11 protein-coding genes (1 of these 11 only partly in view) are annotated in these 10,539 nt (G+C 69.8%); 3 read left to right on the top strand and 8 right to left on the bottom strand.

The window, feature by feature from the left end:
• The 8 genes from FMM06_RS03705 to ispG all read right to left on the bottom strand — a co-directional run.
• On the bottom strand, positions 1-871 hold the 5' portion of the coding sequence (locus FMM06_RS03705; protein WP_143554844.1) for an OprO/OprP family phosphate-selective porin. Its footprint begins 620 nt before the window's first position; only the first 871 of its 1,491 coding nucleotides appear in the window; the start codon lies at positions 869-871; the stop codon falls past the left edge of the window.
• A 143-nt stretch (positions 872-1,014) separates the two neighbouring features.
• A complete protein-coding gene (locus FMM06_RS03700) occupies positions 1,015-2,178 on the bottom strand; it encodes a DUF4167 domain-containing protein (RefSeq protein WP_268900673.1) in 1,164 nt (387 codons plus the stop codon).
• Between the two features lie 84 nt (positions 2,179-2,262).
• The gene (gene prmC / locus FMM06_RS03695) at positions 2,263-3,057 is read right to left on the bottom strand and encodes a peptide chain release factor N(5)-glutamine methyltransferase (protein WP_143554842.1); all 795 of its coding nucleotides are present in this window, start codon (positions 3,055-3,057) and stop codon (positions 2,263-2,265) included.
• The gene (prfA, locus tag FMM06_RS03690) at positions 3,054-4,127 is read right to left on the bottom strand and encodes a peptide chain release factor 1 (RefSeq protein ID WP_143554841.1); all 1,074 of its coding nucleotides are present in this window, start codon (positions 4,125-4,127) and stop codon (positions 3,054-3,056) included. Before prfA ends, prmC begins: the two co-directional genes overlap by 4 nt.
• Complete coding sequence (hisS, locus tag FMM06_RS03685) at positions 4,124-5,395, bottom strand: histidine--tRNA ligase (RefSeq protein WP_144237068.1); 1,272 nt, start codon at positions 5,393-5,395, stop codon at positions 4,124-4,126. Before hisS ends, prfA begins: the two co-directional genes overlap by 4 nt.
• A gap of 193 nt (positions 5,396-5,588) precedes the next feature.
• Positions 5,589-5,903, bottom strand: a complete 315-nt coding sequence (locus FMM06_RS03680; protein ID WP_143554840.1) for a DMT family transporter — start codon at positions 5,901-5,903, stop codon at positions 5,589-5,591.
• Positions 5,903-6,370, bottom strand: coding sequence for a GNAT family N-acetyltransferase (locus tag FMM06_RS03675; RefSeq protein WP_143554839.1), 468 nt, complete (start codon positions 6,368-6,370; stop codon positions 5,903-5,905). The genes FMM06_RS03680 and FMM06_RS03675 overlap by 1 nt, the downstream gene beginning before the upstream one ends.
• Positions 6,367-7,491, bottom strand: a complete 1,125-nt coding sequence (ispG, locus tag FMM06_RS03670) for a flavodoxin-dependent (E)-4-hydroxy-3-methylbut-2-enyl-diphosphate synthase (protein ID WP_143554838.1) — start codon at positions 7,489-7,491, stop codon at positions 6,367-6,369. Before ispG ends, FMM06_RS03675 begins: the two co-directional genes overlap by 4 nt.
• Positions 7,492-7,577: 86 nt before the next feature.
• Here ispG and dapF point away from each other — a divergent pair, with 86 nt between their 5' ends.
• The 3 genes from dapF to ftsY are packed head-to-tail and all read left to right on the top strand — an operon-like array spanning position 7,578 to position 10,536.
• Positions 7,578-8,381 carry a diaminopimelate epimerase gene (dapF, locus tag FMM06_RS03665; RefSeq protein WP_143554837.1) on the top strand — a complete coding sequence of 268 codons (804 nt, stop codon included), beginning with the start codon at positions 7,578-7,580 and terminating at the stop codon, positions 8,379-8,381.
• On the top strand, positions 8,378-9,610 hold the full coding sequence (locus FMM06_RS03660) for a MiaB/RimO family radical SAM methylthiotransferase (RefSeq protein ID WP_143554836.1): 1,233 nt from the start codon (positions 8,378-8,380) through the stop codon (positions 9,608-9,610). The genes dapF and FMM06_RS03660 overlap by 4 nt, the downstream gene beginning before the upstream one ends.
• On the top strand, positions 9,607-10,536 hold the full coding sequence (gene ftsY, locus FMM06_RS03655; RefSeq protein ID WP_143554835.1) for a signal recognition particle-docking protein FtsY: 930 nt from the start codon (positions 9,607-9,609) through the stop codon (positions 10,534-10,536). The genes FMM06_RS03660 and ftsY overlap by 4 nt, the downstream gene beginning before the upstream one ends.
• Positions 10,537-10,539 lie beyond the last annotated feature (3 nt).

Raw genomic sequence — 10,539 nt, 5'->3', positions numbered from 1 at the left:
TGTTCTGCGTGAACGGACGCGCCTGGTAGGTGATGCCCAGCGTGTTGGTCTGGAACTTGCGGTACTGATAGTTGCCGCCGAAGTGCAGCTGGCCGCCCAGTGCCTGCGGTGAGTAGGTAACGCGCGCCGCCAGGATATAGTCGTCGTTCAAGCCGCGATCGGCGTTGATCGTGTCGTTGAACGCACCGATCGATGCGCGGAAGACGTTGTCGGCGCTGATGTAGGTCGCCGCGAAGCCGAGGCGGCGGGTGTTGTTGAACGCCTCGTTGAACTGCGCACGCTCGACGAACGAGATGAAGCGCGAGCTGGTGATCTGCTCGAGGCCGTCGAGCGATTCGAAGTTACCCAGCGTGAGCTCCCACGGCGAGTTCGGCTTGCGATAGCTCAGCACGACGTCGCCGAAGCCGACCGCGGCGTTGGCGAAGTCGAATTCCGCCTTGTAGCCGAAGCCGCCGGGCAGACCGCCCTCGACACCCAGGCGGACGCGGCGAACGCGCGTCGTGAAGCCCAGGTCCTTGGTGGCGATCGCGTTGTTGGGGTTCTCGGTATAGGCCGAGTCGTACATGAAGCGGCCGCGGACCTTGAACTTGAAGCCCTCGTTCGCAGTGCCCTTCTGGCCGGTCAGCTCGGGCGCCGCCTTGAACGACGCGGTGTTGGCGGCGTTGGCAGCCTTCAGGATCTCGAGCTGCTCCTGCATCGCCTGAACCTGCGCCTTAAGGAACTCGAGCTGGGCGGCCGACTCTTCGGCCGACAGCGGTGCTTCGGCTGCGGCGTCGGCAGCGGGAGCCTCCTGCGCCGCGACGCTGGTGAAGGCGAACGCGGTGAGTGCGGTCGTGGCCAGGATGGCCGCGGTCCACTTGGTCGTCGTCATTTAGGAAACCCCCTGTAAGGCTGGTGTGCCGATTGCACCGCCGCGCCTAGAGGGGCTTTGTCACGGGTAAGTGACGTAATTGTTGCGGGTGTGTGACAGCCGAATTCGTCCGCAAAGCGTGATAAAAAGGCGACGCCGGGGCCTCAGCCCTCGGCGTCGGCGAGCGCCGCGGCGGCAGCAGCCGCCTCGACATCGACCTTGCGCGGACGACCGCGGCGGCGGCGCGGCGCTTCCTCGACGGCCGCTTCCTCGGGCGCAGGCGCGGCGGCGACCGGGGCGACGGGCTCCGGCACGATCGTCGCGGGACCCGGCAGGCCGGCGATCATCGGCTCGTCCTCAACGATCGGGGCGCGCTGGACAGCTTCGACCGGGCGCTCGGCGGCTTCGCGGCGGGGGCGCTGGTCGCGCGGGCCGTCCTCGCGGCGGGCATCCTGCCGCGGCTCGCGACGCGAGTCTTCGCGGCGCGGCTCGTCACGACGCGATTCTTCACGTCGGTTGTCGCCACGCGGCTCGTCGCGGCGGTACTCGCCGCTGGTGCGGGCCTCGCCCTGGCGGTTGTCGTTTTGGCGACCCTCGTTCTGGCGCCCGTCCTGGCGCGGCTCGTACTGACGCCCCTCGCTCTGGCGCGGTTCGTACTGGCGATCGTTGCGCCCATCGCCGCGCTGCTGGCCACGTTGGTCGTCGCGGCGCGGACGGTCGTCACGCTGCTGCGCGCGCGGCTCGTCGCGGCGGTTGTCGCCACGCTGGTTGTCGGCGCGCTGATTGTCGTCGGCCGCGTACTCGCGGTCCTCGCCATCGTCTTCGGACACGTTGCCGGCTGCGGTGTTCTGCGCGGCATAGGCGGGATTGTAGCCGTTGCCGACATCCTGGCCGTCGTCGTCGTCGGCGTCATAGCCGGGACGCGGGCCGCGCTGGTTCTCGGGCTGGCGCTCGCGGATTTCGTTGAGCACGCGGAAATAATGGTCGGCGTACTGAAGGTAATATTCGGAGACGACCCGGTCGCCCTGCTGCGCGGCGTCACGCGCCAGCGTCTTGTATTTCTCGAGCAGTTGCGTCGCGTTGCCGCGCTGGCGGATGTCGAGGCGGTTGTTGCCGTAATTCTGGCCCTGCGGCCGGGGCGCGCCGCCCATGCCGCCGCCGCCCTGCCCGCCGCCACGACCGCGCCGGCGGCCATTCTGCTGATTATTATTGCGTATCAAATCGAACGTCCCCGGGTGACGGCGAGCGAGGCTGCGCCGTTCTGCGTTGAGGGTGACCTGCGGCAGGGTTCCTGTGCGTCTGGCCCGAATGGCCGCCCGCGTCTGCATGTAGGTCGGTCGGGCAGGGAAGCTTCGTGCTCCACGTCTGCCTTGGAACCAAGCCCTAGCGTGTTCCGCCGGGGCTTCCAAGCGCTATTTGGTGACGACGAGGCAGCGCGGCAAGCCTGCGAGATCGCGGCGGAGCGCGGTGGTCAGGCCCTGTGCTTCGAGCAGCCTGGCGACGGCGCCCGCCTGCGTCGCGCCGATCTCGATGCAGGCAACGCCGTGGGGCGTGAGTTGTCCGGACAGCAATGGTACGATGTGCCTGTAATCGTCGAGACCGTCGGGGCCGGCGAAGAGCGCGTCGTGCGGCTCCCAGTCGGCGACGTCGCGCGGGAGGGTTTCGCTCGTGGCGATATAGGGGGGGTTGCACAGGATGAGGTCGTGGACACCGCCGTCGCCGTCCCAGCCACCGGGTGCGAAGGTGGCGCGGGTGCCGAACCTCAGCCGTGCGGCATTCGCGGCGGCGACGGCCAGTGCGGTCGGTGACGCGTCGATCCCCACGCCCCGCGCGCCGGGCCACGCGTCGAGTGCCGCGAGCAGCAGCGCGCCCGAGCCCGTACCGAGGTCGAGGATGGTGTCGGGCGCCCGCTCACCGAAATGCGCGATCGCCGCCTCGATCAGCGTTTCGGAGTCGGGTCGCGGGATCAGCACTTCGGGCGTGACCTGCAGGTCGAGCGACCAGAATTCGCGGCTGCCGGTGATGTAAGCGACCGGCTCGCCCTTCGCGCGCCGCTCGACCAGCGCGTCGAACCCCGGCGGCACCGCCCGGTCGAGATCGAGCAGTATCGCCATCCGCCCCACCCTCGCAGCATGCGCGAGCAGTACCTCGGCATCGAGCCGGTCGATGCGGGACGCTGCCGCGCGCAGCGCCTCCGCCGCCCTCACCCCTCCAGGTCCGCCAGCCGCGCCGCCTCGTCCTCGGCGATCAGCGCGGTGACGAGTTCGTCGAGGCCGGGGCCTTCGAGGATTTCGGGGAGGCGGTGCAGCGTCAGGTTGATGCGGTGGTCGGTCACGCGGCCCTGCGGGTAGTTGTAGGTGCGGATGCGCTCCGACCGGTCGCCCGAGCCGACCATCGACTTGCGGTCGGCGGCGCGCGCGTCGTGGAGCTTGGCGCGCTCGGCCTCGTACAGGCGCGTCCGCAGCACCTTCAACGCCTTGGCCTTGTTCTTGTGCTGCGATTTCTCGTCCTGCTGGATAACGACCAGCCCCGACGGGATGTGGGTGATGCGGACGGCGGAGTCGGTGGTGTTGACCGACTGGCCGCCGGGGCCCGACGAGCGGAAGACGTCGATGCGCAGGTCGCGCGCCTCGTCGATCTGGACGTCGACCTCCTCGGCCTCGGGCAGCACCGCGACCGTCGCGGCGCTGGTGTGGATGCGCCCCTGCGTCTCGGTCGCGGGCACGCGCTGGACGCGGTGGACCCCGGCCTCGAACTTCAGCCGCGCGAACACCTGGGCGCCGGTGATCGAGGCGATGACCTCCTTGAAGCCGCCCATTTCGCCCGCACTCGCGCTGATCGTCTCGACGCGCCAGCCCTGGCTCTCGGCATAGCGCTGGTACATGCGGAACAGGTCGCCGACGAACAGCGCGGCCTCGTCGCCGCCGGTGCCGGGGCGCAGCTCGAGCATCGCGGGCCGGTCGTCGGCGGTGTCGCGCGGCAGCAGCTTGAGCGCGAGCGCCCGCTCGGCGAGCGGAATCGCGTCGGCGACTGCGCCGATCTCGGCCTCCGCCATCTCGCGCATTTCGGGGTCGGCGAGCAGCACGGCGAGGTCGGCATGCTCCTCACGCAGCTTGCGGACATGCGCCGCGGCCTCGGCGACGGGGGTCAGCTCGGCATAGTCCTTCGACAGCTGGACGAACTGATCCGAGGCCAGGTCGGGATTGCCCATGCGCGCTGCGAGGTCGGCATGGCGCCGCTCGATCTGCGCGATGCGGTCGGGGGAGATGGGGGTCATTCGTAAGTGCCGCCCATTGCATCGTAAGTTGGGTGCAAGGCGCTCAGGACACGCTGAAAGCGGTCCTTGCCCTTACCGTCGCGCTTTCGACCACTGAAATTCAGCTTCTGGTCGGCGTCTTGTGTGTCTCGCACAAACAGGATCGCTCCCACGTCATCCTTCGCTGCGAGTTCGGCGCGACGTTTGGCGTTTCCGCGATAAGCCGTAGCGACGCTTACACCCTGCGAGCGCAACCGTGCAGCAATAGCCAGCGCTTCAGACTCGGCGGCGGGGGCGTCCGGAATCACGGCGACATCGATTTCGTCCGTGGTAGCGACCGCCACCAGCATCCCCAGCCGCTCGATCCCCGCGGCCCAGCCGACCGCCGGCGTGCTCGGTCCGCCCATCGTCTCGATCAGGCCGTCGTAGCGCCCTCCGCCGATCACCGTGCCCTGCGAACCCAGGTGGACGGTGACGAACTCGAACGCCGTGTGGCGGTAATAGTCGAAGCCGCGGACGAGCGAGGTTGTCCGGACGAAGTCGACGCCTGCCGCCTGCAGCCCCTTCTGGACCCCTTCGAAGAACGCCCCCGCGGCGCTCGTCATGTGCGCGTCGATGCCCGGCGCCGCGGCGACCAGCGGTCGGTCGCACTCGGCCTTCGAATCAAGGATGCGCAGCGGGTTCTTGGCCAGGCGCTCGAGGCTCTCGCCCGACAGCGCGTCCTGGTGCGCGGTGAAGTGCGCGACGAGCGCCTCACGCCACGCCGCGCGCGTCTCGGCGTCGCCTAGCGTGTTAAGCTGCAGCGTCACCTTGTCGGCGATACCGAGCTCGCTCAGCAGCTGCGCGCCGAGTGCGATGACCTCGACGTCGGCGGCTGGCTCGGCGGCACCGATGACCTCGGCGTCGAGCTGGTGGAACTGGCGGTAGCGGCCCTTCTGCGGCCGCTCGTAGCGGAACAACGGCCCGTGTGCCGCGAGCTTCAGAACACCATGCTGCTGCCAGCCGTTCTGGATATAGGCGCGGCAGATGCCGGCGGTGAACTCGGGCCGCAGCGTCAGCGAGTCGCCGCCGCGATCCTCGAACGAGTACATCTCCTTCGACACGACGTCGGTCGTCTCGCCGAGCGAGCGCGCGAACACGGCGGTCGGCTCGAAGATCGGCGTGTCGACGCGGCGGAAGCCGTACAGCTTGCGGACGCGGTTGAAGGTCTCGACGACATGGTCGAAGCGCGCGATGTCGTCGCCGAACAGGTCCTGGGTGCCGCGAACGCGTTGGATTTTTTCGGCCATGGTGCGCGGCTGATAGGCGGCAGGCCGGGTTTTGTCATCCACCGGCGCTTTCTCCGCAGCTGAATATGAACAAGTGAGCGACTTTGACACCAGAGACGTGTTTTTCAGGAATTCATCGGCTCGAAAACGCGTCGTTGCCGGATCCCACCACACCGACCGACAAGATGTACCATATCGGTTCGTCTGTGTCAAGTCAGCGCAGCAGTTTGAGTCCGACGATGCAGCCGACGAGCGCGGCGATCAGCAACAGCCGCGGCCAGCTCGACGCTTCGTTATAGGCGAGAATGCCGACGAGCACCGTCCCGACCGCACCAATGCCGACCCAGACCGCGTACGCGGTGCCGAGCGGGATAGACCGCGACGCGTATTCGAGAAGGCCCATGCTGAGGCTCACCGAGATCAGGAACGCCAGCACCCACGGCCAGTTACGGAATCCATCGACGTGTCGCAGCGCGGTGGTGAAGCCGACTTCGAACAGCCCGCCCAGCACGAGCGCGGCCCACGCCATCAGGCGGCGAGCTTCGCCAGCGCGTCGCCCTCGACGCGCATGATCGTCCAGTCGGTCATCGCGACCGCGCCGATCGACTTGTAGAAGCCGATCGCGGGCGCGTTCCAGTCGAGCACTGCCCATTCGAAGCGCGCGCAGTCGCGCTCGATGGCGATGCGCGCGAGGTGGCGCAGCAGCGCGGTGCCCGTCCCCGTCCCGCGCGCCGCCTCGCGGACGAAAAGGTCCTCGAGGTACAGGCCGCGCTTGCCGCTCCACGTCGAGAAGTTGAAGAAGAACAGCGCGACGCCGACGGCCTCGCCGTCGATCTCGGCGAGCACGGCCTCGGCGGCAGGCGTCGCGCCGAACAGCGCCTCGTGCAGCGTCTCGTGGGTCGCCTTCACCGCATCGGGGTCGCGCTCATAGGCCGCGAGGTCGCGGATCAGTTGCAGGACGGTTCCGACGTCGGCGGGGGTGATGGCGCGGATCACTCGGCGGCCAGCAGCGTCATCGCCTTCGCCGCCTCGATCTCCGCCGCCTTCTTCTCGACCAGCGACACGATGTGGTCGACCATCGCGGGTTCGTCGATATGGTGGCTGGTGACGCCCGACAGATAGACCATGTGCTTGCCACCGCCGCCGCCGGTGATGCCGATGTCGGTCTCGCGCGCTTCGCCCGGGCCGTTGACGACGCAGCCGAGCACGCTGAGCGACAGCTCGGTGGTGACGTGGGCGAGCGCGGTTTCGAGGCGCTCGACGGTCTTCACGACGTCGAAGCCCTGGCGCGCGCAGCTGGGGCACGACACCACCCGCACGCCGCGCGCCCGGATGCCGAGCGACTTGAGCATGTGATAGCCGACCTTGACCTCCTCGACCGGGTCCGCCGACAACGAGACGCGGATCGTGTCGCCGATACCCGCCCACAGCAGCATGCCGAGCCCGATCGACGACTTGACCGTGCCGCCCTGCAGGCCGCCGGCCTCGGTGATCCCGAGATGGAGGGGATAGTCGCAGACCTCCGACAGCCCCTGGTAGGCGGCGACGGCGAGGAACACGTCGCTGGCCTTCACGCTGACCTTGAACTCGTGGAAGTCCTCGTCCTGCAGCATCTTCATATGTTCGAGCGCCGATTCGACGAGCGCCTCGGGGCACGGCTCGCCGTACTTTTCGAGCAGGTGGCGCTCCAGGCTGCCGGCGTTGACGCCGATGCGCATCGAGCAGCCGTTGGCCTTGGCAGCGCGCACGACCTCGCGGACGCGCTCCTGGCTGCCGATGTTGCCGGGGTTGATGCGCAGGCAGGCGGCGCCCGCGTCGGCGGCTTCGAGCGCGCGCTTGTAGTGAAAGTGGATGTCGGCGACGATCGGCACTTCGCTGGCGCGGCAGATCGCGCCCATCGCGGCGGTCGCCTCGACGGTCGGGCAGCTGACGCGGACGATGTCGGCGCCGACCTCGACGCAGCGGCGGATCTGGTCGATCGTCGCGGCGGCGTCCTCGGTGGGCGTGTTGGTCATCGTCTGGACGGCGATCGGCGCACCGCCGCCGACGGGCACCTTGCCGACCATGATCCTTCGCGAGGGACGGCGGACGATATCGCGCCAGGGGCGGACGCTCATGTTCGGGCTTTCGAAGGCATGGCCCGCGATATAGCGAGCGCGCACGCCCTCGTCATCAAGGCATCGAGGCGCTACATCGTCGCCCCATGCGGCGCCCCTTCACCAAGATGCACGGCCTGGGCAACGATTTCGTGCTGTTCGATGCGCGGGCTGAGCCGTTGCCCTTGACCACACAGCAGGTGCGGAGCCTGAGCGACCGCCACACCGGTATCGGCTGCGACCAGCTGTTCGTGCTCGAGCCCAGCGACCGCGCCGACGTCTTTATGCGGATCTGGAACTCCGACGGCGGCGAGGTGCAGAGCTGCGGCAACGGCGCGCGCTGCGTCGCGGCGTGGCTGGGCGGTGCGCCGTCGATCGACACTGCGGGCGGACTGCTTCACGCGACCGCCACCGCCGGGGCGGCGAGCGTCGACATGGGGGTGCCGCGGTTCGACTGGGATGCGGTGCCGCTGGCCTATGCGATGGACAGCGCGCGGCTGCCGGTGGCGTGGGGAGAGCTCGAAGGGCCTATGGCGCTCAGCATCGGCAACCCGCACGTCGTATTCTTCGTGCCCGATACCGCTGCGGTGCCGCTCGAGACGCTCGGGCCGGAGATCGAGACCGACGCGCTGTTCCCCGAGCGGGTCAATGTCGGCGTCGCGCAGGTGACCGACGCGGGGCTAACGCTGCGCGTCTGGGAGCGCGGGGCGGGACTGACGCGCGCCTGCGGGACCGGGGCGGTGGCGGCGGCGGTCGCCGGCATACGGCGCGGGCTGGTGCGCTCGCCGGTCGCGGTGACGCTGCCCGGCGGGACGGTCGAGGTCGCGTGGGCACAGGGCGGCGGCGCGACGCTGAGCGGCCCCGCGACGCGGGTGTTCGACGGCGAGATCGACCCGGACGACTTCGCGTGACGCAGGTGCTGAGCTTCGGCTGCCGGCTCAACATCGCCGAATCGGCGGTGCTGGGGGGGCTGGTCGACGATCCCGATCTGGTCATCGTCAACTCGTGCGCGGTCACCGCCGAGGCCGTGCGGACGGGCGCGCAGGCGGCGCGGCGGGCGGCGCGGGGCGGTTCGCGGGTGGTCGTGACGGGGTGCGCGGCGGAGGTCGAGGCCGGGGCGTTCGCGGGGTTCGCGACGGTGGGGCGGCGGGGCAAGTTCGAGGCTAGCTCGTATCGTGCCCCCCTCCCGGTACGGGAGGGGCTGAGAGTGGGCAGTAACCCCCAGCTCCAAATGTCGAGCCTGTCGACACTGCCCACCCCCGGCCCCTCCCGTACCGGGAGGGGAGCTGACGCCCCCATTCACACCCGCGCCTTCGTCCCCGTCCAGAACGGCTGCGACCACGCCTGCACCTTCTGCATCATCGCCCGCGCGCGTGGCCCCTCGACCTCCGAAGCTCCCGACACCGTCGTCGCGCGCATCGCCGCTCTTCACGAAGCCGGCTGCAACGAGGTCGTGCTGACCGGCGTCGACCTGACGAGCTATGCCCATGCCGGCACGACGCTGGGCCAGCTCGTCCGCCGCATCCTCGCCGAGACCGCCCTGCCCCGCCTGCGCCTGAGCTCGATCGATTCGATTGAGGCCGACCCGCTCCTCCTCGACCTGATCGCGTCCGAGCCGCGGATCATGCCGCAGCTGCATCTGTCGCTGCAGGCGGGCGACGACCTGATCCTGAAGCGCATGCGCCGCCGCCACGGGCGCGACCATGCCATCCGCTTCTGCGCGAGCTTGCGGGCGCGGCGGCCGGAGATCGCCTTTGCCGCAGACCTGATCACCGGCTTCCCGACCGAGACCGAGGCGATGTTCGAGCAGACGGCAGCGCTGGTCGACGAGTGCGGCCTGACCCAGCTCCACGTCTTCCCCTACTCGCCGCGCCCCGGCACGCCCGCCGCGCGAATGCCGCAGGTGCCGCCCGCGACGACACGCGACCGCGCCGCCCGCCTGCGCGCCTTGGGCGAGCTACGCACCGCCACGGCACTCGCCGCGCAGTGCGGCCGCCCGCAGCGGGTCCTCGTCGAGCGGTCGGGAACGCGCGGGCGAACCGAGGGCTTTCACCCCGCGCGCGTGCCCCCGGCCGCGCCCGGCAGCATCGTTACCGTCACCGGCGTCCGCGTCGCCGACGGCGTATTGGAGTGTGCATGAGCGACTGGCTGACCAAGCTGCGGACCGGGCTGTCGCGGAGCAGCGAGAAGCTGGGCGCGGGCCTCGGCTTCGTCGCCGCGACGCGCCTCGACGATGCGCGCCTCGACCAGATCGAGGAGGCGCTGATCGGCGCCGACCTGGGGGTCGCGGTCGCGGGCCGGGTCACGACGCGGCTGCGCGAGGAGCGGTTCGGGCGCGACATCGACGATGCGGGGGTGCGTGCGGCGGTCGCCACCGAGATCGCCGCGACGCTGGCCCCGGTCGCCAAGCCGCTGGCGGTGACCGTCTTCCCGCGCCCGCAGGTCATCCTGGTCGTCGGCGTCAACGGCAGCGGCAAGACGACGACCATCGCCAAGCTGGCGCACCGTTTCGTCGAGCAGGACTATACCGTCATGCTCGCCGCCGGGGACACGTTCCGCGCCGCCGCGACCGCCCAGCTCAAGATCTGGGGTGAGCGCGCCGGGGTCGAGGTCATTGCGGGCCCAGAGGGCGGCGACGCGGCGGGGCTGGCGTTCAACGCCTTCGAGGCGGCGCGTGCCAAGGGCACTGACGTGCTGATTATCGACACCGCCGGCCGCCTGCAGAACAAGGCGGGGCTGATGGACGAGCTCGCCAAGGTCCGCCGGGTGCTCAAGAAGCTGTCGATCACCGCGCCGCACGACACGGTGCTCGTCCTCGACGCGACCACAGGCCAGAACGCGCTAAACCAGGTCGAGGTGTTCCGCGACATCGCCGGCGTCACCGGCCTGGTGATGACCAAGCTCGACGGCACCGCGCGCGGCGGCGTGCTGGTCGCCGCGGCCGAGCGCTTCGGCCTGCCGATCCACGCGATCGGCGTCGGCGAGGGCATGGGCGACCTGCGCAGCTTCGACGCGGCGGAGTTTGCGAGCGCGCTGGCGGGCGTGCCGGCGAAGATGAACAATTAAGCT

The organism is Glacieibacterium frigidum (assembly GCF_007097155.1).
GTDB classification, from domain to species: domain Bacteria; phylum Pseudomonadota; class Alphaproteobacteria; order Sphingomonadales; family Sphingomonadaceae; genus Glacieibacterium; species Glacieibacterium frigidum.
This window is presented reverse-complemented; position numbering and strand designations above follow the sequence as displayed.